Source organism: Halomonas sp. ML-15 (assembly GCF_014779595.1).
Lineage (GTDB): Bacteria > Pseudomonadota > Gammaproteobacteria > Pseudomonadales > Halomonadaceae > Franzmannia.
Window position 1 is genome coordinate 226,639 of sequence record NZ_JACXZT010000010.1, and the last position, 24,816, is coordinate 251,454.

18 protein-coding genes are annotated in these 24,816 nt (G+C 65.2%); 11 read left to right on the forward strand and 7 right to left on the reverse strand.

The window, feature by feature from the left end:
• The first annotated feature begins 98 nt into the window (after window positions 1–98).
• The 3 genes from IEI94_RS08045 (at window position 99) to clpA (ending at window position 5,339) form a co-directional block, all read left to right on the forward strand.
• Complete coding sequence (locus IEI94_RS08045; protein WP_191166788.1) at window positions 99–2,333, forward strand: NADP-dependent isocitrate dehydrogenase; 2,235 nt, start codon at window positions 99–101, stop codon at window positions 2,331–2,333.
• A gap of 252 nt (window positions 2,334–2,585) precedes the next feature.
• Window positions 2,586–2,918 carry an ATP-dependent Clp protease adapter ClpS gene (clpS, locus tag IEI94_RS08050; protein WP_318153378.1) on the forward strand — a complete coding sequence of 111 codons (333 nt, stop codon included), beginning with the start codon at window positions 2,586–2,588 and terminating at the stop codon, window positions 2,916–2,918.
• 144 nt (window positions 2,919–3,062) lie between these two features.
• Window positions 3,063–5,339: an ATP-dependent Clp protease ATP-binding subunit ClpA gene (gene clpA / locus IEI94_RS08055; RefSeq protein ID WP_191166790.1), complete on the forward strand. Its 2,277-nt coding sequence runs from the start codon at window positions 3,063–3,065 to the stop codon at window positions 5,337–5,339.
• Between the two features lie 176 nt (window positions 5,340–5,515).
• Here clpA and infA read toward each other — a convergent pair whose 3' ends face one another.
• The 3 genes from infA to aat form a co-directional block, all read right to left on the reverse strand.
• Entirely contained in the window at window positions 5,516–5,734 is a 219-nt protein-coding gene (infA, locus tag IEI94_RS08060; protein ID WP_013332816.1) for a translation initiation factor IF-1, read from the reverse strand.
• A 93-nt stretch (window positions 5,735–5,827) separates the two neighbouring features.
• On the reverse strand, window positions 5,828–6,565 hold the full coding sequence (locus IEI94_RS08065) for an arginyltransferase (protein WP_191166791.1): 738 nt from the start codon (window positions 6,563–6,565) through the stop codon (window positions 5,828–5,830).
• On the reverse strand, window positions 6,555–7,256 hold the full coding sequence (aat, locus tag IEI94_RS08070; protein ID WP_191166792.1) for a leucyl/phenylalanyl-tRNA--protein transferase: 702 nt from the start codon (window positions 7,254–7,256) through the stop codon (window positions 6,555–6,557). Before aat ends, IEI94_RS08065 begins: the two co-directional genes overlap by 11 nt.
• Before the next feature lie 179 nt (window positions 7,257–7,435).
• Between aat and IEI94_RS08075 the strand changes: the two genes are divergently transcribed.
• Complete coding sequence (locus tag IEI94_RS08075) at window positions 7,436–10,531, forward strand: DNA translocase FtsK (RefSeq protein ID WP_224750001.1); 3,096 nt, start codon at window positions 7,436–7,438, stop codon at window positions 10,529–10,531.
• 121 nt (window positions 10,532–10,652) lie between these two features.
• Entirely contained in the window at window positions 10,653–11,282 is a 630-nt protein-coding gene (gene lolA, locus IEI94_RS08080) for an outer membrane lipoprotein chaperone LolA (protein WP_191166793.1), read from the forward strand.
• Window positions 11,283–11,327: 45 nt separating this feature from the next.
• Here the strand turns inward: lolA and IEI94_RS08085 are convergent, their stop codons facing one another.
• Complete coding sequence (locus IEI94_RS08085) at window positions 11,328–12,659, reverse strand: replication-associated recombination protein A (RefSeq protein ID WP_191166794.1); 1,332 nt, start codon at window positions 12,657–12,659, stop codon at window positions 11,328–11,330.
• A 184-nt stretch (window positions 12,660–12,843) separates the two neighbouring features.
• Between IEI94_RS08085 and IEI94_RS08090 the strand changes: the two genes are divergently transcribed.
• Complete coding sequence (locus IEI94_RS08090; protein WP_191166926.1) at window positions 12,844–13,389, forward strand: hemerythrin domain-containing protein; 546 nt, start codon at window positions 12,844–12,846, stop codon at window positions 13,387–13,389.
• Window positions 13,390–13,411: 22 nt separating this feature from the next.
• Here IEI94_RS08090 and IEI94_RS08095 read toward each other — a convergent pair whose 3' ends face one another.
• Together IEI94_RS08095 and IEI94_RS08100 are read right to left on the reverse strand one after the other, a co-directional pair.
• Entirely contained in the window at window positions 13,412–14,674 is a 1,263-nt protein-coding gene (locus IEI94_RS08095) for a Y-family DNA polymerase (RefSeq protein ID WP_191166795.1), read from the reverse strand.
• Window positions 14,675–14,680: 6 nt separating this feature from the next.
• Window positions 14,681–15,124, reverse strand: coding sequence for a LexA family protein (locus tag IEI94_RS08100; protein WP_191166796.1), 444 nt, complete (start codon window positions 15,122–15,124; stop codon window positions 14,681–14,683).
• Between the two features lie 152 nt (window positions 15,125–15,276).
• On the opposite strand from IEI94_RS08100, the gene IEI94_RS08105 reads away from it, so the two are divergent.
• The 5 genes from IEI94_RS08105 (at window position 15,277) to IEI94_RS08125 (ending at window position 24,385) form a co-directional block, all read left to right on the forward strand.
• A complete protein-coding gene (locus IEI94_RS08105) occupies window positions 15,277–16,152 on the forward strand; it encodes a LysR family transcriptional regulator (protein ID WP_224750002.1) in 876 nt (291 codons plus the stop codon).
• The gene (gene murI / locus IEI94_RS08110; RefSeq protein WP_191166797.1) at window positions 16,149–16,958 is read left to right on the forward strand and encodes a glutamate racemase; all 810 of its coding nucleotides are present in this window, start codon (window positions 16,149–16,151) and stop codon (window positions 16,956–16,958) included. The genes IEI94_RS08105 and murI overlap by 4 nt, the downstream gene beginning before the upstream one ends.
• A 41-nt stretch (window positions 16,959–16,999) precedes the next feature.
• Complete coding sequence (gene trmA / locus IEI94_RS08115; protein ID WP_191166798.1) at window positions 17,000–18,103, forward strand: tRNA (uridine(54)-C5)-methyltransferase TrmA; 1,104 nt, start codon at window positions 17,000–17,002, stop codon at window positions 18,101–18,103.
• A gap of 304 nt (window positions 18,104–18,407) precedes the next feature.
• Window positions 18,408–23,246 (forward strand): NAD-glutamate dehydrogenase, encoded by a 4,839-nt coding sequence (locus IEI94_RS08120; RefSeq protein ID WP_191166799.1) that lies wholly within the window; start codon window positions 18,408–18,410, stop codon window positions 23,244–23,246.
• A gap of 110 nt (window positions 23,247–23,356) precedes the next feature.
• The gene (locus IEI94_RS08125) at window positions 23,357–24,385 is read left to right on the forward strand and encodes a quinone-dependent dihydroorotate dehydrogenase (RefSeq protein WP_191166800.1); all 1,029 of its coding nucleotides are present in this window, start codon (window positions 23,357–23,359) and stop codon (window positions 24,383–24,385) included.
• Between the two features lie 85 nt (window positions 24,386–24,470).
• On the opposite strand, the gene rmf is transcribed toward IEI94_RS08125, so the two are convergent.
• Complete coding sequence (gene rmf / locus IEI94_RS08130) at window positions 24,471–24,677, reverse strand: ribosome modulation factor (RefSeq protein ID WP_076748798.1); 207 nt, start codon at window positions 24,675–24,677, stop codon at window positions 24,471–24,473.
• Window positions 24,678–24,816: the final 139 nt, after the last annotated feature.

The window sequence follows — 24,816 nt, forward strand, 5'->3', positions numbered from 1 at the left end:
AACCGGACCCGCCGAGTCCTGTCCCTGCCTGGTGTTCCGACCCGCTCGCCTTTCCTGCAATCGCTGTGACCAGAGAGACCAGAGAGACTACCGCTAACATGTCAAAAACGCCGAAGATTATCTACACGCTTACCGATGAAGCGCCTGCCCTCGCCACCCACTCGCTGCTGCCGATCATCGACGCCTTTACCGATCCCGCCGGCATTGAAGTGGAAACCCGCGATATCTCGCTGGCCGGGCGCATCCTGTCCCAGTTTCCTGATTACTTGAGTGACGCGCAGCAGCTCGGCGACCACCTGGCCGAGCTCGGCGAGCTGGCCAAGACGCCGGAAGCCAATATCATCAAGCTGCCCAATATCAGCGCTTCGACGCCGCAGCTCAAGGCGGCAATCCGCGAGCTGCAGCAGCAGGGCTACAAGCTGCCCAACTATCCCGACGAGCCCTCCTCCGAGGTCGAGCGCGACGTCAAGGCGCGCTACGGCAAGGTCATGGGCAGCGCGGTCAACCCGGTGCTGCGCGAGGGCAACTCCGACCGCCGTGCGCCGCAGTCGGTCAAGGGCTTTGCTCGCAAGTACCCTCATCGCATGGGTGAGTGGAGCGCCGACTCCAAGTCCCACGTGGCATGCATGAGCGACGGCGACTTCTACGGCAGCGAGAAGTCGGCGCTGATCGAGACCGCCGGCAACGTCAAGATCGAGCTGGTGGCTGCCGACGGCACTGCCCGCGTGCTCAAGGAGAAGACCCCGGTACTGGCCGGCGAGGTGGTCGACGGCGCGGTGATGAGCCGGCGCGCGCTGAGTGCCTTCATCGCTGAACAGATCGAGGATGCCAAGCAGCGCGACGTGCTGTTCTCAGTGCACCTCAAGGCCACCATGATGAAGGTTTCCGACCCGATCATCTTCGGCGTGGCGGTCGACGCCTTCTACCGCGAGGTGCTGGACAAGCACGCCGCCGATCTCGAAAAAGTGGGCTTCAATTCCAACAGTGGCATCGGTGATCTGTATGCCACCATCAAGGCCCTGCCCGAGTCCAGGCAGAGCGAGATCAAGGCCGACGTCGACGCGCTCTACGCCGAGCGGCCGCGCCTGGCGATGGTCAACTCCCACAAGGGCATTACCAGTCTGCATGTGCCCAGCGATGTGATCGTCGACGCCTCGATGCCAGCGATGATCCGTGACTCCGGCAAGATGTGGGGCGCTGACGATCAACTGCACGACGCCAAGGCGGTGATCCCGGACCGCTGCTACGCCAGCATCTACCAGACCGTGATCGACGACTGCAAGGCCAACGGTGCCTTCGACCCGACCACCATGGGCAGCGTGCCCAACGTCGGCCTGATGGCGCAGAAGGCCGAGGAGTACGGCTCCCACGACAAGACCTTCGAAATTCCCGCCGATGGTACCGTGCGCGTGACCCACGAGAATGGCGCAGTGCTGTTCGAGCATAGCGTCGAGCGTGGCGATATCTGGCGCATGTGCCAGACCAAGGACGCGCCGATCCAGGATTGGGTCAAGCTTGCCGTGACCCGCGCCCGCGACAGCGGTGCGCCGGCGGTGTTCTGGCTCGACGCCAAGCGTGCCCATGATGCCCAACTGATCAACAAGGTCGAGACCTACCTCAAGGATCACGACACCAGTGGCCTGGAGATCCATATCATGGCCCCGGTGGAGGCGATGGAGTACTCGCTGGCGCGCATTCGCCAGGGGCAGGACACCATCTCGGTGACCGGTAACGTGCTGCGCGACTATCTCACCGATCTGTTCCCGATCATGGAGCTGGGCACCAGTGCCAAGATGCTCTCGATCGTGCCGTTGATGAACGGTGGTGGCCTGTTCGAGACCGGCGCCGGTGGGTCAGCGCCCAAGCATGTCCAGCAGTTCCTCGAGGAGAACCATCTGCGTTGGGACTCGCTGGGTGAATTCCTGGCCTTGGCTGCCTCGTTGGAGCACCTCGGCAATGCCTTCGGCAACGTGCGTGCCACGCTGCTGGCCAAGGCGCTGGACAGCGCCAATGGCAAGTTCCTCGACAGCAACAAGTCGCCATCGCGCAAGGTGGGTGAGCTCGATAACCGCGGCAGCCACTTCTATCTGGCGATGTACTGGGCCGAAGCCCTGGCCGCCCAGGACGAGGATGCCGAACTCAAGTCGCTGTTCACGCGCCTGGCAGAGTCGCTGAAGCGCCACGAGGAGACTATCCTCAATGAGCTGAATGGCGTACAGGGCCAGCCGGTCGATATCCGCGGCTACTATCACCCGGATCACGATCTGACCCGCAAGGCGATGCGGCCCAGCCAGACTCTCAACGATGCGCTGAATATGGTCGCCAGCGACTGAGCTTGAGCGCCGCCTGAGGTTCGAGGCCCTCGTCCGCCTGGCGGTCGGGGGCCTTGTTGCCTAAGTCCTGGGGCCAGGCCTTGCAAGTTGCGTCGACAGGACGCATTTTTCATCCAGTAATGAACCCGCTGCCGCGGATGGCGTCGAAAGGACGTGGCGGTGAGCTGATGCTATCGATGGACGTGAATGGTTATGTTTGAGCACGATAAGGTCGAGCCGATGGGCGCCAACCGCCGCTTGCCGGGGCTAGGCATGACGCGGCCGCCGGAGCCGGATCAGCAAGACGACGACGGTTCACTGGCGGTCAAACCGGCCGACCCGGAGCTGGCCAGGCCACCCATGTACAAGGTGGTGCTGCACAATGACGATTTCACACCGATGGAGTTCGTGGTCGAGGTGCTGCAGGCCTTTTTCCATCTCGAGAGTGAGAAAGCCGTACAGGTGATGCTGGCGGTACACACTCAGGGCAAGGCGACCTGCGGCATCTTCACCCGCGACATCGCCGAGACCAAGAGTCATCAGGTCAACGAGTATGCCCGGGAGTGCCAACATCCGCTGCTGTGCGATATCGATGCGGCGGATTGAGTAAGTACGCAACCGGTCGTTTGCATGCTGCGACCGGCTAGCGTTGGAACATCGAGCTTGCGAAACCCGTGAATGTGCCCGATGGTGAGAATACGGCCGATATATTTGCCGACGTAAGCCCGAGGCGGCGAGAAGGGGACTGCCATGCTGAGCAAAGAACTTGAACTGACCCTGAACACGGCCTTTACCGTGGCCCGCTCCAAGCGCCACGAGTTCATGACCGTGGAGCACCTGCTGCTGGCTCTGCTGGACAACGCCTCCGCTGCAGATGTGCTACGAGCCTGCGGGGCGAACCTCGAAAAGCTGCGCTCCGACCTGCAGGATTTCATCAATTCCACTACGCCACTGATTCCTGAGGATCAGGTCGATCGCGAGACGCAGCCGACGCTGGGTTTCCAGCGCGTGCTTCAGCGCGCGGTCTTCCACGTGCAGTCCTCTGGCAAGAGCGAAGTGACCGGCGCCAACGTACTGGTGGCGATCTTCTCCGAGCAGGAGAGCCAGGCGGTCTACTTCCTCAAGCAGCAGAACGTGGCGAGGGTGGATGCCGTCAACTATATCGCTCACGGTATCTCCAAGGTGTCGGGGCATAGCCAGAGCCCGTCGTCCGCACCGTCATCGGATGCCGAAGAGGCTGAGGAGGGCGGTAGCGAAGGCGCGGCACATCCGCTCACCGGCTATGCCACCAATCTCAATGAGCAGGCGCGACTGGGCAAGATCGATCCGCTGATTGGGCGTGATCACGAGCTCGAGCGAGTGGTGCAGATTCTCGCCCGGCGGCGCAAGAACAATCCGCTGCTGGTCGGCGAGGCTGGCGTCGGCAAGACCGCCATCGCCGAGGGCCTTGCCAAGCGTATCGTCGAAGAGGAAGTGCCCGACGTGATCGCCGACGCGGTGGTCTACTCGTTGGATATGGGCGCGCTGCTGGCCGGTACCAAGTATCGTGGCGATTTCGAGAAGCGTCTCAAGAGCCTGCTGGCCGAGCTCAAGAAGCTGCCCAACGCGGTGCTGTTCATCGATGAGATCCACACCGTGATCGGTGCCGGGGCTGCGTCAGGGGGGGTAATGGATGCCTCCAATCTGCTCAAGCCACTGCTCTCCTCGGGCGAGCTGCGCTGCATCGGCTCGACCACCTTCCAGGAGTTCCGCGGCATCTTCGAGAAGGATCGTGCTCTCGCTCGTCGCTTCCAGAAGGTCGATGTCATGGCGCCTTCGGTGGATGACACCATCAGTATCCTCAAGGGGCTGCGCGGCCGCTTCGAGGAGCACCACAAGCTCAAGTACACCGACGGCGCACTCGAGAGTGCGGCGCGCCTGGCAGACCGCTACATCAACGATCGCCACCTGCCCGACAAGGCCATCGACGTGATCGACGAGGCCGGCGCGCATCAGCGTTTGCTGCCGCCGGAGGTGCGGGTCGATACCATCGATGTCGATCAGGTCGAGGCGGTAGTGGCCTCCATCGCGCGGATCCCGCCGAAGAGCGTCTCGAGCTCCGACCGCAAGCTGCTCTCCAATCTCGAGCGCGACCTCAAGATGCTGGTGTTCGGTCAGGATGAGGCGATCACTAGCCTGTCGGCGGCGATCAAGCTGTCACGGGCCGGCCTCAAGTCGCCGGACAAGCCGGTGGGCAGCTTCCTGTTCTCTGGCCCTACCGGGGTCGGCAAGACCGAGGTGGCCAAGCAGCTGGCTTCGCTGATGGGTATCGAGCTGCTGCGCTTCGACATGTCCGAGTACATGGAGCGCCACACCGTGTCGCGGCTGATTGGCGCGCCTCCCGGCTATGTCGGCTATGACCAGGGTGGGTTGTTGACCGAGGCGATCACCAAGCAGCCGCACTGCGTGCTGTTGCTCGATGAGATCGAGAAGGCGCACCCCGAGGTCTTCAACCTGCTACTGCAGGTGATGGACCACGGCCGTCTGACTGACAACAACGGCCGCGAGGCGGACTTCCGCCACGTGATCCTGATCATGACTTCGAATGCCGGTGCCGAGCAGATCTCGCGTCGCTCGATCGGCTTCCAGACCCAGGATCACTCCACCGACGGCATGGAGGTGATTCGCAAGACCTTCACCCCCGAGTTCCGCAACCGTCTGGATGGCATCATCCAGTTCCACGGCCTGGTGCCGGAGGTGGTGCGCAACGTGGTCGACAAGTTCCTGGTCGAACTACAGGCCCAGCTCGACGAGAAGCGGGTACAGCTGGATGTCGACGAAGCGGCGCGCAGCTGGCTCGCCGAACAGGGCTACGATCCCGATATGGGTGCCCGGCCGATGTCGCGGCTGATTCAGGATAAGCTCAAGAAACCCCTGGCCGAGATGATTCTGTTCGGTGAGCTCTCAGAGCACGGCGGCGTGGTTCACGTCAGCGTTGATCAGGATAGCAACGAGCTGAGTCTGGAAACGGAGGCCGAACTGGCCTGACGACATGCGGCCGGTGCTGGATACCGGTCGCCATCGACCCATGAACACCGGCGCCCTGTCGAAAGACGGGGCGTCGCGCGTTGTGGGGCTCGCTAGCTCAGCCGTGCGGAAACAGTCGCACGTCGTTCGGAAGGTGGCGCAGAGCCGGTAGCAGGCAGACGGCGCGGTGCGCCACGTTAGCGCGAGCGATACACGATGCGGCCCTTGGAGAGGTCGTAGGGCGTCAGCTCGACCTTGACCTTGTCACCGGTCAGGATGCGGATGTAGTTCTTGCGCATCTTGCCAGAGATGTGCGCAGTAACCACGTGGCCGTTTTCCAGCTCGACGCGAAACATGGTGTTGGGAAGGGTATCGACGACGACACCTTCCATTTCGATATGGTCTTCACGTGCCATATTAGGCGGTTCCTCGTAATGGTGCGCTTGGTGATGGTCAACAAGATAGCGCGATATTGTGCCGCAAGCTGCCCGCCAAGGCAAAAAAGCCGCTCATAGCGGTATCTCTCGCCGCCAGTGGCGGCCGTGCAGGTACTCCAGCGGTTGAAAGCTGCGCTTGTAGTTCATTTTGCGACAGGCGCGGATCCAGTAGCCGAGATAGACGTGGGGCAGGTCGCGGCGACGCGCCAGCTCGATAAGGGTGAGCACTGCGTAGCTGCCCAGCGAACGCCTGTCGTAGGCCGGGTCGGGGTCGAAAAAGGTATAGATCGCCGACACCCCATGACCCAGCAAGTCGATGGCGGCGACGGCCACCAGGCGTCCATCCAGGCGAAATTCCAGCAGCCGGGCATAGGGATGATCCAGGGTCAGGAAGGTGCGGTACTGCTCATGGCTGGGCGGGAACATGTCGCCATCGGCGTGGCGCTCGCGGATATAGCGTGAGTAGAGGCCATAATGCTCGGCGTCGAAGCGCGCGGGGCGCTCGTGCAAGGTGAGATCGCCATTACGCCGCATCAGCTTGCGCTGACTGCGGCTGGGGGAGAAGTCGGCAACCGGGACGCGTACCGAGACGCAGGCGTTGCAGCCGTCGCAGTGGGGGCGATAGAGATGCCGCCCGCTGCGTCGGAAACCCAGCAGCGCCAGGGCATCGTAGACGCCCTGGCCGGGGGATTCCTGCGGATCGAGAAACAGCGTGGTGGCTTCATGCTTCTCGAGATAGCTGCAGGCATGTGGGACCGTCAGGAAAAAGCGTAGATCCCGCGTCGGTTGCCGAGGCGTGTTACTGCTCACTGTCGCCCTCTCCTGGTGGATGAAAGGCCGGTTCGGCGGCCTGTGCATACTGCTCAAGATAGTCGAGGAACCTGCTTCGGGCGATGTCTCGGGCGCCCAGGCTTGCCAGGTGGGCGGTGTGCATCTGGCAGTCGATCAGGCCGCCAGCGCCGGCCTCCAGGTGCTTGGCCAGAGCGACCAGTGCCACCTTCGAGGCATCGCGCTCGCGTGAGAACATCGACTCGCCGAAGAACATCCGGCCGATGGCTACCCCGTAGAGGCCACCGACCAGCTCGCCGCCGCGCCATACTTCCACCGAGTGGGCATGGCCGAGGCGGTGCAGTGCCTGGTAGGCGTGGCGCATCTCGGCGGTGATCCAGGTGCCTTCATGTGCGGCGCGGCTCTCGGCACAGGCCTCGATGACTGCGGCGAAGGCGTGGTCGATGCTGGTCGAGAAGCCGCCATTGCGCAGTCGTTTGGCGAGGCTGCGGCGGACCTTTAACTCGCCAGGAAAGAGCACCATGCGTGGATCGGGGCTCCACCACAGGATCGGCTGGTCGTCGCTGTACCAGGGGAAGATGCCGCGCCGGTAGGCGGCCAGTAGCCACGCTGGGGTGAGCGCGCCACCCGCCGCCAGCAGACCATCGGGATCGTCGAGTGCGGTGTCGATGGGCGGGAATCGAATCGGCGTCGGGGGCAGCCAGGGCAGCATGAATAAACGTGATCCGTCTCGAGGGCGAGCGGCCATTATTCACCATCGCTGGGGTGGGGGTCATCCCCGTTACACCGCTGTCGCCGTTTCCCTACTGTGATGCGGCCTGCTGGCTCGGTATGATGGCGCCATTGCATGACCATGAAAGACGCCGTAGGGCGTACAAGGGGGAAGGCCGCTTGAGTGTCAAGAAGAGAGCCAGCGCTCGCCGCACCACGGCGACTCAGGCCAAGGGCAGGGCCAGTCAGGCCAAGGACCAGGCGCGTCGCGTTGGATTGAAGCTTCAAGGTGCCAGTCGCGAAGGGGTAGTGATCCTGCTGCTGGCCGGCTGCGTATTTCTGCTGTTGGCCTTGTTCAGCTACCAGTCCGGTGATCCCGGGTGGTCGCATAGCGGCCCGGAGACCGCGGTAGGCAACTGGATGGGGCCAGTGGGTGCCTGGCTGTCCGACGTGTTGTATTCGCTGTTTGGCGCCAGTGCGCTGTGGTGGCCCGGCATGCTCGGATTTGCCGCCTGGTGGCTAGTGCGCTCGCGCCAGGTGCGTTTCGAGTGGGATGCGATGGTGCTAGCGGTCAAATCTGCCGGGCTGTTCCTGCTGCTGTTGGGCACTACCACCCTCGGCGCCCTGCATTTTTACAACCCGCAGAGCAGCCTGCCGGCCAACTCTGGCGGCATTCTGGGTGAGGGGCTGGTCATCGGATTGGATCCGCTGGTGGGTGCGCATGGCACCACACTGCTGGCACTGGTCGCGATCCTCTGCGGCTTCCCGCTATTCTCCGGGCTCTCCTGGTTGACGGTGATGGATGAGTTGGGCCGCCAGCTGTTTCGATTCATCGGCTGGGTCTGGGGCCAGCTGGGCGGCGCCAAGGACCACTGGCTGGTGCGCCGCGAGCAGGCCCGCGATGCCAAGCGTAGCGATGAGGATGCCAAGTCCGATGCCGACGTCGATGACACCGACGAGGCGCCAGCACGCTGGTGGCAGCGCCTGCTGCCTGGACAGCGTGCTGCCAGCGAGCCGGAGTTGAGCGCAGCGAGTGACGCACCGCGTCTCGGTGCCCGCCGCGAGCCTGGCTTCGGCGACGACGGCAAGACCGACATTCCCTGGGAAGTGCCGGCGCATACCCCCTCGGCCAAGCGCCCAGAGGCGGCTTACAGCGCTCAGGTGGCGGATGCGCCTGCGGCGACTACCCGGCATGTCGCCCGGACCGGCACGGCCGCTGCCGCCAGCACCACGGCCAGCGAGACGCCACTGCGCCCCGAGGTCGATGAGCCCAGTTGGGCGGGCATGTCGCTAAGCGCCCAGCGTGACGACCAGCCGCGTGAGGCGAAGCCCGAAGCGGAGCAGCCAGCGGCCAGTGATAGCGAGGCCGACGATGCACCTGCCCGGGGCTGGGCCTCATCGGGCTCCTCGCCACACTCGCCGGCGCGCAGTGACAAGCGCGAGCCGGGCTTGGTCAGCTGGCGCGATGCCGATTGGGACGAGGAGAGTGACGCCGACGAGCCGCGACTCTCCTGGTCTGATCTCGACGAGCCTGACGAGGCGCCGTCGCCCGGCGTCACGGTGGACGAAGTTCCCGCCGCTGCGGAGCCCGAGCCGGCCCCGACACCTGAGTCATCACCGACCGCTGAGTCGCCGCCTGCCGCCGCGCCGGCCAAGGCCAGCGCCGAGCAGGGGCGCGCCGCGGCTGCCGAGCCGGCGGGCCCCACGCTATGGACCGTGGAGCACCTGCAGAACCAGCGCCCCCAGTTCGACATGGCCTCAGAGCCCGACGGGGAGCTGCCCAGCCTGCGGCTGCTGACGCCGCCGGAGCCGTACCAGCCCAACTACACTCAGGAGCAGTTGGCGAGCATGGCCGAACTGCTGGAGACGCGCCTGCGCGAGTACGGCGTCAAGGCCGAGGTGGTGGAAACCTGGCCGGGGCCGGTGATCACGCGCTTCGAGATCAAGCCCGCCGCCGGCGTCAAGGTGTCGAAGATCAGCAATCTGGCCAAGGACCTGGCGCGCTCGCTGATGGTCAAGAGCGTGCGGGTGGTGGAGATCATTCCCGGCAAGCCTACCGTGGGCATCGAGATCCCCAACCCGAAGCGCGCCATGATCCGCCTGCGCGAGGTGATCGACTCCGACCGCTACCAGCATGAGGCCTCGGCGCTGACCCTGGCCCTGGGCCAGGACATCGGCGGCGCGCCGGTGGTGGCCAACCTGGGCAAGATGCCGCACCTGCTGGTGGCCGGCACCACCGGCTCGGGCAAGTCGGTGGGGGTCAACGCCATGTTGATCTCGATGCTGCTCAAGGGCACCCCCGAACAGGTGCGCATGATCATGGTCGACCCCAAGATGCTCGAGCTGTCGGTCTACGACGGTATCCCGCATCTGCTGGCGCCGGTGGTCACCGATATGAAGGAGGCCGCCAACGCGCTGCGCTGGTGCGTGGCCGAGATGGAGCGCCGCTACAAGCTGATGGCGGCCATGGGGGTGCGCAATATCGCCGGTTTCAATGCCAAGCTCGACGAAGCCGAGCGTGCCGGCGCCCAGGTCGCCGACCCGCTGTGGGAGCCGCAGCCGTGGCAGATGCATGAGTCGCCGCCGGTGCTCGAGAAACTGCCCTATATCGTGGTGGTGATCGACGAGTTCGCCGACATGTTCATGATCGTCGGCAAGAAGGTCGAGGAATTGATCGCGCGGCTGGCGCAGAAGGCGCGAGCCGCCGGTATCCACCTGATCCTGGCCACCCAGCGCCCCTCGGTGGACGTGGTGACCGGTCTGATCAAGGCCAATATTCCTACTCGCATGGCGTTCCAGGTCTCCTCCCGGGTCGATTCGCGCACCATCCTCGACCAGGGCGGCGCCGAGAACCTGCTGGGCCACGGCGATATGCTCTATCTGCCGGCCGGTTCGGGTCTGCCGACCCGCGTACACGGTGCCTTCGTCGACGACGATGAGGTGCACCGCATCGTCGAGGACTGGAAGCGCCGCGGCGAGCCCGAGTACATCGAGGAGATTCTCTCCGGCGGGGTCTCCGCCGATGCCCTGGCCGGCCTCGAGGCCGACGGCGCTGGCGACGGCGACGATGCGGAGCAGGACGCCCTCTACGACGAGGCGGTGATGTTCGTCACCGAGTCGCGGCGGGCCTCGATTTCGGCGGTGCAGCGACGCTTCAAGATTGGTTACAACCGCGCCGCGCGGCTGGTCGAGGCAATGGAGTCGGCTGGGGTGGTGTCATCGATGGGCAGCAACGGCAGCCGTGAGGTGTTGGCCGGGCCGCCCGCGGGTGACTGACGCCAAGCGTGCAGCAATCGTGGAAGCATGGGTTGTGCTGCAACGCCCTCTCATGAGCGCTGTCCATGTATCGGGAACACATTATCGTCGTGCCCTGAGAGGGCGACGTAAGGGAGTGAAGATGAAACTGAAGACATCGCTACTGGCCCTGTCGCTGGCTGCCGCCACGCCGCTCACCGCCCTGGCCGATGATGGCGCTCAGCGCCTCACCGCTTTGCTCGATTCGCTGGAGACCTATACCGCCGACTTCGAGCAGCAGATCCTCGACGGCAGCGGTCAGCGCCTCCAGGAGGCCCGCGGTCAGATGTGGCTGTCGCGCCCCGGCAAGTTCCGCTGGGAAGTGGGTGCGCCCTATCAGCAGGAGGTGGTGTCCGATGGTGACGAGGTCTTCCTCCACGACCCGGACCTCGAGCAGGTCACGGTGCAGGCGCTGGACACCCGGGTAACCCATACGCCGGCACTGCTGCTGTCCGGCAGCGCCGCTGAGCTCACCGACAGCTATGAGGTGAGTCATCAGCAGCAGGGCGATACCGAGACTTTTACGCTGGTGCCGCGTGGCGCCGATACGCTGTTCGAGGAGCTCAAGATGACCTTCTACGACGAGCGCTTCGGGGCCCTGCAGATGAACGACAGCACCGGCCAGCGTACCGCCATCGAGTTCAGCAATATCGAGATCAACCCGGGCATCGACGACAGCATCTTCGTCTTTGACATTCCCGACGGCACCGATGTGATCCGCGACACGCACTGACAGCCGTCTGCATGCCTGAAAACGCCGCCCCTAGGGGCGGCGTTTTTATGCGCTGCCATCGGCCTCGGCGTCGAGCTCGGCGCGCCACGCCATGATCTGCCTGAAACGCGCCTCCTGGCCGTAGTCGCTGGGCTGGTAGAGGCTCGCTCTGGGCAGGCCCTCGGGCCAGCAGTCGTGGCGGTTGCCGGCGGGGTAGCCGTGGGGCTCGTGATGGGCGTAGCGATAGCCGTCGCCGTGGCCGAGCTCCTTCATCAGCTTGGTGGGGGCGTTGCGCAGATAGCTGGGCACCTCGAGGGTGGGGTGCTGGGCGGCCAGCGCCTTGGCCTGCTTCCAGGCCTGGTCGATGGCGTTGCTCTTGGGCGCCACCGCGAGGTGAATGGCGGCGTGGGCGATGGCGCGCTGACCTTCGTAGTCGCCGAGGCGCAGATAGGCGTCCCAGGCTGCCATCACCAGCGGTAGTGCGCGGGGATCGGCGTTGCCGACATCCTCCGAGGCGATCGCCGCCAGGCGCCGGATCACGTCCAGTGGGTCGCCGCCGCCCTGCATGAACTGCGCCATGTACATCAGCGCCGCGTCGACCCGCGAGGAGCGCACCGACTTGTGGATCGCCGAGAGCAGGTCGTAGTAGTGGTCGCCCTGCTTGTCGAAGGCGCTCGCCTGGTGGCCAAGCACATCGGCCAGCGCTGTGGCTTGCAGGCGCTCGCCGTCGCCGTCGGGAACGCAGAAATCGCAGGCGGTCTCGAGCAGGCCCAGGGCGCGTCGCGCATCGCCGCCGGCGGCGCGGGCCAGCATCGCCAGCACCTCGTCATCGACCCGAATATGCCGCTGGCCGAGCCCGCGCTCGGGGTCGTCGAGGGCCTGACGCAGCACCGCCTCGAGCTCCTCCTGGCTCAACGCCTTGAGCACATAGACCCGCGCCCGCGACAACAGCGCCGAGTTGACCTCGAAGGAGGGGTTCTCGGTGGTGGCGCCGATCAGCGTCAGTAGCCCTGACTCGACGTGGGGCAGCAGGGCGTCCTGCTGGCTCTTGTTGAGGCGGTGGATCTCGTCGAGGAACAGCAGTGTGCTGCGACCCTGGGAGAGCTGCGCGCGCTCCACTGCGGCACGGATATCCTTGACCCCGGCCATCACCGCAGAGAGCTGCTCCAAGTTGGCGCCGGATTCGTTGGCAAGAATCTCTGCCAGGGTGGTCTTGCCGACACCGGGAGGCCCCCACAGGATCATCGAGCGCACGCTGGCGCTCTCCGCCATGCGCCGCAGTGGCTTGTCGGGGCCGACCAGTGCCTGCTGGCCGATGTACTCGTCCAGGCGCCGCGGGCGCATGCGGTAGGCCAGTGGAGCGCTGGCGCTGGCTTGGGATTGGCTGAACAGGTCCATGCTATCCTCAGTATACTTCGTGTGCGACGTTTGGCGACAGGCAGAACCACGCCATACCCACTAGGGTTAAATATTCACGGTTGCCGTGGCGTTATCCTAGTCGGTTGGAACCTGGAACGCCTTGGCAAGATCCAATGCCATGCCGATGTCCGCCCTCGACAGCAGAGGAGTTACCTCCATGCCCATGCTGACTCAATTGCGCCAGGATCATGCCAATATGGCGCGCCTGCTGCACGTGCTGCAGCTCAAACAGAAGACGCTTGCCGCCGGTGAGCGTCCCGACTTCCAGCTGATTCGTGAAGTCGTCGATTATATGCTCGACTATATGGAGGACTTCACCGTGCCGCTCGAGCGGCTGTGCAGCGAACAGCTCGCGACCCAGGTGCCTGAGGTACGCGAGCTCAGCAACCGTCTAAGCGTCGATTACCAGGGGCTGCGTGAGCGGCTGCGGCGCCTCTCTCAGGATATCGATATGATCCTGATGGACGCGGTGCTGCCCATGGACCGCTTCGCCGAGGATATGCGCGCCTACCTCGAAGCCCACCGCGGCTACCTGCGCGAAGAGCGCGAGTCGCTGTTCCCGCTGATCGCCGAGCACTTCGACGACGATGATCTGCGCTATTTGGCCAGCCTGCTGCCGGAGGGGGCCAAGGCGCGCCTCGAATATCTGCAGGCCGCCTATCCAGAGCTCTATGCCGAGCTCCGGGCAACGCCGGAGCCTGCTCTATGAGGCTGCCAGCTCCTATATCCCGCTAGCGGGCCCGCACCGCCGGCAGCTCAGCCCAGCGCGTGGTATAGCGCAATGAGCGTTGGCGGCTGTGCATCTGCCACTCGGCGTCGTCAGTCTGCACGCCGAGTGTCAGTGCCTCTCGCCCGAAGCGTGTGCGTATGCCATCCCAGGCGCTCATCAGGCGCGCCTGCTCGGGTGGTTCGGCGCTGTCGAGCAGTGAGGCTTGGTGGTGCTGGAGGGGGCTCAGATCGGCCAGCATGACGCCCAGCTTGTGATAGGCCAGCCCCTCCTCCCAGAGCTGGTCAAGCAGCTGCTGGGCGAGGTGGTTGAGATGCAGGGTGTCGGCGCTGGGTACTGCCAGCGGCGCCCATAGGCTGGCGCGGCGCTGGACCACATCCTGGAACGGGTTGGTGCGCAGGAAGACGCCGATGGCGGCGGCCTGGAGGTCGTCACGGCGCAGCTTCTCTCCGGCCCGCTGGCAGTGGTGGCGCAGGGCCGCGGCGAGGGAGTCGCGCCGCCGCAGCGCTTGGCGAAATGAGCGCGAGCAGAGAATACTGCGCCGCGGCGTGGCCAGGTCGGTGCCCGAGAGGCAGGGCTGCCCGGCGAGCTCGAGAGCGGTGCGTGCCACGACTACCCCGAAGCGCCGCTGCAGCCAGCTGCGGGGGGCGTCGCGCAGCGCGCCGGCGGTCTCGATGCCGTGATCGAGTAGCCGGCACTGCAGGCGCTCGCCGATCCCCCACACCGCTCCCAGCGGCAGCGTGGCGAGGGTGTCTCGCAGATCACGGTCGTCAGCGTGGGCCCAGACACACACCTGCGGCCGGTTTGGCTGGCGTTTGGCGCGGTGGTTGGCGAGCTTGGCCAGGGTGCGGGTCGGGGCGATGCCCACCGACACCGGCAGGCCCACCTCCTGCGCCACCGCCAGGCACAGCTCGGCGCCGAGGGCGGAGAGGTCGTTGCTCAGTCCGCGCAGGTCGAGGAAGCTCTCGTCGATGGAGTAGGGCTCCAGCGCCGGCACCCGCGCTGCCAACACCTGCTGGGTGCGCGCCGAGAGGTCGCCGTAGAGGGTGTAGTTGGATGAGCAGAGGGTGATCCTGCGGCGCAGTGCCGGGGAAATCTTGTGGGTCGGGATCCCCATCGGGATGCCCAGCGCCTTGAACTCGTTGGAGCGAGCGATCACGCAGCCGTCGTTGTTGGAGAGCACGCCCACCGGCTGGCCCTCCAGACGGGGGGCAAACAGCCGCTCGCAGCTGACGTAGAAGTTATTGGCATCGACCAGCGCGTACATCGCGGCTCAGCTATCCAGTGGCGGCGCCTGGCGGCAGCCGTGTACCAGGTAGTGGACGACCCCCCACAGGCGGCAGTCACTCTCCCCGTCGAGGGGCAGGCGCGCCTGAGAGCGACTGGGTGGGCACAGCCAAAGGCGCTGCTGGCGACCGTCGAGCTGACGCAGGCACAGCTCGCCGTCGATCACCGCCACCACCCAGTCGCCGCGCTGTGGCGTCAGCCCCCGGTCGACCACCAGCAGGTCGCCGCGCTGAAAGCCGCTGGCCGCCTGGCTCGAATCCTCGACGCGCATGAAGAAGGTCGAGGCCGGGCGCGGCACCAGCTGGCGGTGCAGATCCAGCGGGGCGTCCAGATAGTCGTCGGCAGGGGACGGAAAGCCGCTGGCGCCGCGACGCTGCAGGCCGGGGCAAGCCTTGTGTGCGGCGTGCTGGGGGATAGGGGTCAGACGCATGGTGGCTCCAGATAAATCATATATGCTGTAAAAATAACCAGTATTTCGATATTGAGCAAGCGTCGTCGCGACGGTCGAGTCGTGACCCGCGGCAGGGTAGAATGCCCGGCATCGATCACACCGCGCGGGGCGCTATGGACCGGCTACAGGCAATGCAGATATTTCGCGCCGTCGTCGAAGCGGGCAGCTTCGCCGGCGGGGCGCGCAAGCTCGGGCTCTCCAACGCCATGGTCAGCAAGCAGGTATCACGCCTGGAAGCGCTGCTCGGGGTGCGTCTGCTGATGCGTACCACCCGGCGCCTGCAGCTGACCGCCGAGGGCGAGCGCTACCTGCAGGGCGCCGCTCGGCTGCTCGATGAGCTGGGCGAGCTGGAGGCGGAGCTGGGCGAACAGCGCGGCGAGGTGCGCGGTCGCCTGCGGCTGTCGGCGCCGCTGGACTTCGGGGTGCGCGAGCTGATGCCGGCGCTGCAGGCCTTCGAGCAGGCCCATACCGGGGTGGAACTGGAGGTGGTGCTGGAAGACCGCCGCGTCGATCCGCTGGCCGAGGACTTCGACCTGGTGGTTCGCATCGGGGCGCTGGAGGACTCCAGCCTGATTGCCCGTCCGCTGATGAAAATGCCGATCTATCTCTACGGCGCGCCGAGCTATTTCGAACGCTACGGGGTGCCGCACCATCCCCGCGACCTCGCCGGCCACCGCTGTCTGCACTATAGCCTGCAGCGCGGCGGCCCGGGCTGGACCTTCTGGGTCGACGGCCAGCCGGAGCGGGTGCGCTACCGGCCGGTGCTGACCTGCAATAACGGCCGCGCCCTGGTCGAAGCCGCAGCGCGCGGCATGGGACTGGCCATGAAACCGGCCTTTCTCGGTGAGCCCGAGGTGCGCCGCGGCCGCCTGGTGCGGGTTCTTGACGCCTTTGTACCGCCACCCCTCGACGTGCACCTGCTGTACGCCGAGCGTGAGCTGATGCCGGCCCGACTACGGGTGCTGATCGACGCCCTGTTGGGGCATTTTCAGGGGCGGCAGGCATGAGCGGCCCGCTGCTGGTGTTCGATTCTGGCGTCGGCGGGCTGTCGGTGGTGGCGGCGATGCGTCAGCGCCTGCCTCAGGCGTCGCTGGCCTACGTCTGCGATAATGCCATGCTGCCCTATGGCACCAAGCAGGATGCCTGGCTGGTGGCGCGCTGCGTGGCGGTATGCGAGGCCGCGGTAGCGGCTAGCGGTGCCACTGCCCTGGTGGTGGCCTGCAATACCGCCAGTACCCTGGCCCTCGCGGCGCTGCGTGCCCGCCTGGCGATTCCGGTGGTGGGCACGGTTCCGGCGATCAAGCCTGCCGCAGCGCTGTCGCAGAGCGGCCACCTGGCGCTGCTGGCCACCTCGGCCACGGTCAACCGCCCCTATACGCGGCGCTTGATCGAAACCTTCGCCGGTCACTGCCGCGTGCAGCGCCTGGCGGCCGACCCGCTGGTGGCCCAGGCCGAAGCCTGGCTGGCCGGCGAGGCGCTGGAGCCGACGCTGATCGAGGCGTGTCTGGCGCCGCTGTGGCAGGACCCCGAACTCGACACCGTGGTGCTCGGCTGCACCCACTTTCCGCTCCTGCGCGAGGCGCTGGTCGCCGCGGCCCCGCGCCCGGTGACCTGGGTCGACTCCGGCGACGCCATCGCCCGGCGGGTTGCTCAGGTGGTGTCACCGCTGCCGTTGGCGTCTGAACCGCAGACGGCCTGGCTGACCCGCGAGGCGCCGCAGCTGACACCGGCGCTGGCGCGTTTCGGCTTTGCCCAGGTGCGCTGGCTGGGGCTGGATGATGCCGATACCGCGCTATCTTCTCCGGCGCCTTGAGGCGCCGCTGGTTACTGAATGTTTATCGTCAAGGAGGCCCCGTGGCCGTACCCGTCGTCGACCCACCGCGCTATGCCGAGCAGCTCGAGGCCAAGCGTCAGCGCATCAGCGCCCAATTCGCGCATTTCGAACCGCCGCCGCTGGAGGTGTTCGCTTCGCCGCCCAGCCACTACCGCATGCGCTGCGAATTCCGTCTGTGGCACGACGGCGACGACCTGTACTACGCCATGTTCGAGGTCGACCCCGAGGATCCCAAGCAGAAACGGGTGATTCGACTCGACCAGTATCCGGTGGCCAGCCAGCGGATCAATGCGCTAATGCCCCAGTTGATCGAGGCACTGCGCGAGAACACCCTGCTGCGGCGCAAGCTGTTCCAGGTCGAGTTCTTGACGACCTTGACCGGCGAGGCGCTGGTCACGCTGATCTACCACAAGCCGCTGGACGAGGCCTGGGAGGCCGAGGCGCGGGCGCTGCAGGAGGCGCTGGGCATCGCCATCATCGGCCGCTCGCGCAAGCAGCGCCTGGTGCTCGAGCGCGACCACGTCTGGGAGCGGCTCGAGGTAGACGGGCGCACCTTCGCCTACCAGCAGGTGGAGAACAGCTTTACCCAGCCCAATGCCGAAATCTGTCGCGCCATGCTCGGCTGGGCGCGGGACGTGACCCGCGACAGCCAGACCGCCGATCTGGTCGAACTCTACTGCGGCAACGGCAACTTCACCGTGGCCCTGGCCGAGAATTTTCGCCGCGTGCTGGCCACCGAGATCTCGCGCACCTCGGTGGCCAGCGCGCGGGAGAACCTGGCCGCCAACGGCGTCGACAATGTTCAGGTGGGGCGAATGTCCGCCGAGGAGTTCGCTGCCGCGCTAAAGGGCGAGAAAGGTGGCCGTCGGGTGGCCGAGATGGCGCTCGACGACTACGATTTTTCTACCGTACTGGTGGATCCGCCGCGAGCCGGACTGGATGACGCCAGCTGCGCGCAGCTCAGCGGCTACTCGCGCATCGTCTACATTTCATGCAACCCTGATACGTTGGCGGTCAATCTCGAGCGGCTCTGCGACAGCCACCGCATCACCCGCTTCGCGCTGTTCGACCAGTTTCCCTGGACCCACCACTGCGAATGCGGGGTGCTGCTGGAGCGCCGCTAGGGAAGCGCTGAGCAAATCGGCGAGCGGGATCGCAAGGCGCCCGCAGCGCAGAAACCGGAGCCTATGGGGTATAGGTGAGGATTTCGAGCAGCGCGTAACGCAGCGATTCGCCTGCGTAGGCATTTGGTCAGTGCTTCCCTAAGTCAAGCGTCGATGCCTAACTGACATACAGCATGACAAGGTTGGCAAGTCGGTGGGGGATGCGCCGCGTCGAGAGTAGAGTGGCGCCACATGCGACCATAAGAGTCGTTTATATGGATGATTTCGTCGGTCGCGCAGCGGCCGGCTCACGCCGAGGTGATGGATGCAACACGTTGCGATCGAAGGCAAACAGGAGTTTCTGGCCCAGCTTCAGGCACAGTTGGTCAAGCGGCTACCGGACGACAAGGTCAAGGCGATTACTGCCTTTGCCGATGCGTTCTATGCCAGCGTGTCACTCGAGGACATGACCGGTCGCCGCCCCGAGGACGTCTATGGGGCGACGCTGTCGACCTGGCACTTTATTCAGAGCCACGACCTTTCCAAGCCCAAGGTACGGGTCTATAACCCCGATTTTGCCGAGCACGGCTGGCAGTCGACCCACACCCAGGTCGAGGTGCTGCATGCGGACATGCCGTTCCTGGTCGACTCGGTGCGCATCGAGCTCAACCGTCGTGGCATCACCGTGCACGCCATCCATAATGCCGTACTGGCCATGCAGCGCGATGCCCAGCATCGCCTGACCAAGGTCACCCGGTCCGGCGACAAGGACGCGCCGGCCTCGCGTGAATCGCTGATGGTGATCGAGGTCGATCGCCACTCAGATGCCAAGCTGCTCGAGGAGATCGAAGCCAGCCTGCACGAGGTGCTGCGCGACGTGCGCACGGCGGTGGCCGATTTCGCGCCGATGCGTGAGCAGGTCGCGGCGGCGCTCAAGGAGCTAAAGACCAAGCGGCCCAAGCAGGTCGATCCCGCCGACCATGACGAGGCCATGGCCTTCCTCGAGTGGTTGCTCGACGATAATTTCACCTTCCTCGGCTACGACGAGTACGCGGTGGTGGACGTCGACGGCCACGATGAGCTCCAACAGGTCAAGGGCAGTGAGCTCGGGGTGTTCCGCCTCGACCAGCCTCGCTACCGTGAGCGGATCCGCAACGACCAGGGCGTCGACGGCGATCACTACGTGCTGATTCCCGAGCTGCTGTCGTTCGCCAAGAGCGCCCATCACTCCCGCGTGCATCGCCCGGCCTACCCGGACTACATCTCCATCGACCGCTATGATGCCAAGGGGCGGGTGATCGGTGAGCGTCGCTTCCTGGGGCTGTATGCCGCGACGGTCTACAACGAGTCGCCGCGCAGCGTGCCGGTGCTGCGCAAGAAGCTCAAGGCGGTGATGGAGGCCACCGGGGTCAATCCCGAGGGGCACGATGGCAAGCAGCTGATGCAGATCCTCGAGGTCTATCCCCGCGATGACCTGTTCCAGATCGACAGCGAGGAGCTGACCCGCACCGCGCTGGGGATTCTCAATATCCGTGAGCGGCGCCGAGTGCGGCTGTTCGTGCGCGAGGACCGCTTCGGCAAGTTCTACTCCTGCCTGGTGTTCGTACCGCGGGATGTGTTCTCCACCGATCTGCGGGTACGCATCCAGAACCTGCTGTGCGAGGAGCTCGACGCCACCTTCGGCGACTTCAATACCTATCTTTCCGAGTCGGTGCTGGCGCGTATTCAGCTTATCCTGCGCTTCAACGGCGACGCACCGGCCGATTACGACCTCAAGCGCATCGAGAACAAGGTCATCAGCCTGGCGCGCAGCTGGCGCGACGATCTGCACGAGGCGATGGTGGAGGGCTTCGGCGAGGAGCAGGCCAATCGCCTGATGGACGTCTACCGCGACGCCTTCCCGGCGGCTTATCGCGAGGACTTCACGGCTCGCACCGCGGTCTACGACATCCACCACGTCAACGATCTGGACGCCGGGGCGCCGCTGTCGCTGTCGCTCTATCGGCTCGTCGAGGAGGAGGGCGACGGGGTCAACCTCAAGCTGTTCCATCGCGACCGGCCGATCCCGCTGTCTGACGTGCTGCCGGTGATGGAGAATCTCGGGCTGCGAGTGATCGGCGAGCGCCCCTACGAGATCACCCGTGACGACGGCACCTGCTGGATTCACGACTTCGATCTCGAGCACCACAGCAACGAAGTGGTCAATCTGCAGGAGATGCGTGAGCCGTTCATCGACGCCTTCAAGCGTATCTGGAACGGCGAAGCCGAGAACGACCCCTTCAACCGGCTGGTGATTGGCGCCAACCTCAGCTGGCGCGAAGTGGCCATGCTGCGCGCCTACGCGCGCTACTTGAAACAGATTCGCTTCGGTCTGTCGCAGCTGTATATCGCCACCACCCTGACCAAGCACCCGGAGATTACCCGCGAGCTGGTGACGCTGTTCGAGCTGCGCTTCGACCCCGAGCAGGGCGACCGCGACAGCGAGGTCGAGGCGTGCCTGCTGCGCCTGCAGCACAGCCTCGACGGGGTGGCCAGCCTCAACGACGATCTGCTGCTGCGCCGCTATATCGAGCTGATTCAGGCCACCCTGCGTACCAACTATTACCAGCCCGGCGATGACGGTGAGCTCAAGGACTATATCGCCTTCAAGCTCGACCCGACCCAGGTGCCGGATATGCCCAAGCCGCGTCCGGCGTTCGAGATATTCGTCTACTCGCCGCGAGTCGAGGGCGTGCACCTGCGCGGTGGCAAGGTGGCCCGCGGTGGGCTGCGCTGGTCGGATCGTCGCGAAGACTTCCGCACCGAGGTGCTCGGGCTGGTCAAGGCCCAGCAGGTCAAGAACGCGGTGATCGTGCCGGTGGGAGCCAAGGGCGGCTTCGTCTGCAAGCGACTGCCCGAGAGTGGCGATCGCGACGCCCTGCAGCGCGAAGGCATCGCCTGCTATCAGATCTTCATTCGCGCCCTGCTCGACGTCACCGACAACCTGGTGGCCGGCGAGGTGGTGCCGCCCCAGGCGGTGGTGCGCCACGACGACGATGATCCCTACCTGGTGGTCGCCGCCGACAAGGGCACCGCGACCTTCTCCGATATCGCCAACGAGATCTCCCTCGAGTATGGCCACTGGCTGGGCGACGCCTTCGCCTCCGGCGGCGCCAACGGCTACGACCACAAGAAGATGGGCATCACCGCCAAGGGCGCCTGGGAGTCGGTCAAGCGCCACTTCCGTGAGTTCGGCGTCAATACCCAGGCCGACGAGTTCAGCGTGGTGGGCATCGGCGACATGGCCGGCGACGTGTTCGGTAACGGCATGCTGCTATCCAACAAGATCCGCCTGCTCGGCGCCTTCAACCATATGCATATCTTCGTCGACCCGTCACCGGACGCGGCCAAGTCGTTCGCCGAGCGGGAGCGGCTGTTCGGCCTGCCGCGCTCGAGCTGGGAGGACTACGATGCTGGCCTGATCTCCCAGGGGGGCGGTATCTTCTCGCGCCACGCCAAGTCGATCGCCATCAGCCCGGAGATGAAAGCGGCCTTCGGTATTCAGGCCGACAAGCTGTCGCCCAACGAGCTGATTCGCGCCATGCTCAAGTCTTCTGTAGACCTGATCTGGAACGGCGGCATCGGCACCTACGTCAAGGCCAGCGACGAGAGCGACGCCGAGGTCGGTGACAAGGCCAACGATGCGCTGCGCATCAACGGTCGCGAGCTGGCCTGCCGGGTGGTGGGCGAGGGCGGCAACCTGGGCCTGACCCAGCGTGGCCGCATGGAAGCCGCATGGCGCGGCGTGCGGGTCAATACCGACTTTATCGACAACGCCGGCGGGGTCAACTGCTCCGACCATGAGGTCAACATCAAGATCCTGCTCGACGATATCGTCAAGCGCGGCGACATGACCGACAAGCAGCGCAATCAGCTGCTGGCCGAGATGACCGAGGATGTGTCGCAGTTGGTGCTGCTCGACAATTACCGCCAGACCCAGGCGCTGTCGCTATCGGAAGTGCTCTCCAAGGAGGGCATGGGCCCCTTCCGGCGCTTTATCAACGAGCTGGAGGCCAGCGGCCACCTGGATCGTGAGCTGGAGTTCCTGCCTGACGACGAGTCGCTGATCGAGCGCGCCAACGCCGGTGAGGGCCTCAGCCTGCCCGAGTTGTCGGTACTGATCTCCTATGCCAAGAGCACCCTCAAGGGCGACCTGATCGCCTCCGAGGTGCCCGACGATCCCTATATCCAGCAGCATCTCGAGCGGATCTTCCCGCAGGTGCTGGTGGAGCGCTTCAAGCCTGAGATGTACGAGCACAAGCTGAAGCGCGAGATCGTCGCCACCCAGATTGCCAACGACCTGGTCGATCACATGGGCATCGTCTTCGTGCGCCGGCTGATGGATACCACGGGTGCCGGGCGTGCTGAGATTGCCCGCGCCTATATCATGGCCCGCGATAGTTTCAGCCTCAACGGCGTGTGGCACAAGATCGAGGCGCTCGACAACAAGGTCGAGAGCCGCGTCCAGTACCGTATGATGCTCGACCTGATGCGGCTGCTGCGTCGTGCCACGCGCTGGTTCCTGCGTCAGCGCAGCGGCATGACCACCAAGGACTGCATCGAGCACTTCGCGCCGCGGCTGGCTCAGCTCCAGGAGAGTCTCGGCAAGCGCCTGCGTGGCGACGAGCGCGAGGCCTGGGAGGCGCGCCGCGCCGAGCTCAAGGCAGCCGGCGTACCCGATGCTCTGGCCAGCAGCGTGGCCTCGGCTCAGGGGCTCTACGCCGGGCTGGGGATCATTGAGGCCGCCAAGCAGACCGACGAGAAGATTCAGCGCGTCGCCGAGGTCTTCTATGAGGTGGGGCACCGTCTCGAGCTGCCGTGGATGATCGAGCAGATCAACGCGCTGGAGGTGCGCGACAGCTGGCAAGCGATGGCGCGGGAAGCCTTCCGCGACGACCTCGACCGCCAGCAGTTGGCGCTGACGGTGAGGGTGATCAAGCTCGACAGCGGGGCCCGCGACGTCGAGCAGCGCGTGGCCCAGTGGATCGAGCGCCACGATAGCCTCTTCCAGCGCTGGTGCAGCCTGACGGCCGAAGTTCGCTCCGGCAGTCAGGGCGGCTTCCCGCTGTTCGCCGTGGCGATCCGTGAGCTAATCGACCTCGCCGAGAGCAACGGCGAGAGCTGAACCGCGCTGATCGCGCCGCGAACCCCCGCTGACCGGCGGGGGTTCGTCGTTTACGGGGCGGCTGAGCTATAATCGCCGCCCGTCGCCCATCCGCCGCCCCGAGGAGTGCCATGTATTCGCTTGCCCGCTCGCTGCTGTTCCGACTCGATCCGGAGACTGCCCACGGCGTGACCCTCAAGGGGCTCGATCTGGCCAATGGTCTGGGCCTGGCCCGATATCTCGGCGGTGCCGGGGTGGAGGATCCGGTGGAGCTGATGGGGCTGCGTTTCCCCAATCGAGTCGGTCTGGCCGCCGGGCTCGACAAGAACGCCGACCACCTCGATGCCCTGGGCGCGCTGGGCTTCGGCTTCGTCGAGGTGGGCACCGTGACTCCCAAGCCTCAGGATGGTAACCCCAAGCCGCGGATGTTCCGCCTACCTGAGGCCGCAGCGATCATCAATCGCATGGGCTTCAACAATGCCGGCGTCGACCACCTGGTAACGCGGGTCAAGGCCAGCCGCTACCCGGGCGTGATCGGCATCAATATCGGCAAGAACCTCACCACGCCGGTGGAGCAGGCGGTCGATGACTATCTGATCTGCCTGCGCAAGGTGCACGCCCACGCCCATTACATCACCGTCAATATCTCGTCGCCGAATACCCCTGGGCTGCGCAATCTGCAGTTCGGTGAGCATCTCGACGGGCTGCTCGGCCGCCTGCGCGAAGAGGCGACACAGTTGGATCAACGGAGCGGACGGCGCGTGCCGCTGGCGGTGAAGATCGCGCCGGACATGAGCGCCGAAGAGGTCGGACTGGTGGCCGCTTCGCTGACCCGCAGCGAGATCGACGCGGTGATCGCCACCAACACCACGGTGGCGCGGGAAGCGGTGGCGGGGTTGCAGCACGGCGATGAGCAGGGTGGACTGTCGGGACGGCCGGTGTTCGAGGCGTCCAACCGGGTCATTCGCGAGCTGCGCCGGCAGCTGCCGAGCATGCCAATCATTGGCGTGGGCGGTATCGAAAGCGGCGCGACGGCTAGCGCCAAGGTCGCGGCGGGCGCCGATCTGGTGCAGCTCTACTCAGGGTTCATCTACCGCGGCCCGGCGCTGGTGGGGGAGTGCGCGCAGGCGCTACGTGAAGCGCATGAGTCGGTGGCGTAAGCGGAGCAACAGAAAGGCCCGCGGGTGAGGCGGGCCTTGAAGGATTCATCGTATGCGTAGGCATTAAACGATGAAGACAGTGATATCACATCACCATGGGGTTCTTGTGAATGCCGGAGACACCTGTCATACCGGACCATTGATCCCCACGACCTTCACGCCAACCGCTCATCCAGTATTCGCGAAGATTCACATCCTGACTGGGACAGTCATCACGGGAACGGCCGGTGATGCCTGCCTTGTAACCGTGAACATAAGCACGCTGGAAGCGATCACGTTTCTGTCGTTTCATCGGATGGCCTCTTGAAAGAACCAAGGATTTTTCGGGACATATGACGTCTGTGCGGTGAGTCGGGCCGACCCACCACACGCCATTGCCAATGGCGCCCATGGACAAGAAACGCATGCGTTTTCAGTAGCTACCCTTTTAT

Excerpts from the sequence above, each read along its gene's own strand:
- IEI94_RS08045 (WP_191166788.1), top strand. The coding sequence starts at position 99 with ATGTCAAAAACGCCGAAGATTATCTACACGCTTACCGATGAAGCGCCT.
- clpS (WP_318153378.1), top strand. The coding sequence starts at position 2,586 with ATGACGCGGCCGCCGGAGCCGGATCAGCAAGACGACGACGGTTCACTG.
- clpA (WP_191166790.1), top strand. The coding sequence starts at position 3,063 with ATGCTGAGCAAAGAACTTGAACTGACCCTGAACACGGCCTTTACCGTG.
- infA (WP_013332816.1), bottom strand. The coding sequence starts at position 5,734 with ATGGCACGTGAAGACCATATCGAAATGGAAGGTGTCGTCGTCGATACC.
- aat (WP_191166792.1), bottom strand. The coding sequence starts at position 7,256 with ATGCTGCCCTGGCTGCCCCCGACGCCGATTCGATTCCCGCCCATCGAC.
- lolA (WP_191166793.1), top strand. The coding sequence starts at position 10,653 with ATGAAACTGAAGACATCGCTACTGGCCCTGTCGCTGGCTGCCGCCACG.
- IEI94_RS08085 (WP_191166794.1), bottom strand. The coding sequence starts at position 12,659 with ATGGACCTGTTCAGCCAATCCCAAGCCAGCGCCAGCGCTCCACTGGCC.
- IEI94_RS08090 (WP_191166926.1), top strand. The coding sequence starts at position 12,844 with ATGCTGACTCAATTGCGCCAGGATCATGCCAATATGGCGCGCCTGCTG.
- IEI94_RS08095 (WP_191166795.1), bottom strand. The coding sequence starts at position 14,674 with ATGTACGCGCTGGTCGATGCCAATAACTTCTACGTCAGCTGCGAGCGG.
- IEI94_RS08100 (WP_191166796.1), bottom strand. The coding sequence starts at position 15,124 with ATGCGTCTGACCCCTATCCCCCAGCACGCCGCACACAAGGCTTGCCCC.
- IEI94_RS08105 (WP_224750002.1), top strand. The coding sequence starts at position 15,277 with ATGCAGATATTTCGCGCCGTCGTCGAAGCGGGCAGCTTCGCCGGCGGG.
- murI (WP_191166797.1), top strand. The coding sequence starts at position 16,149 with ATGAGCGGCCCGCTGCTGGTGTTCGATTCTGGCGTCGGCGGGCTGTCG.
- IEI94_RS08120 (WP_191166799.1), top strand. The coding sequence starts at position 18,408 with ATGCAACACGTTGCGATCGAAGGCAAACAGGAGTTTCTGGCCCAGCTT.
- IEI94_RS08125 (WP_191166800.1), top strand. The coding sequence starts at position 23,357 with ATGTATTCGCTTGCCCGCTCGCTGCTGTTCCGACTCGATCCGGAGACT.
- rmf (WP_076748798.1), bottom strand. The coding sequence starts at position 24,677 with ATGAAACGACAGAAACGTGATCGCTTCCAGCGTGCTTATGTTCACGGT.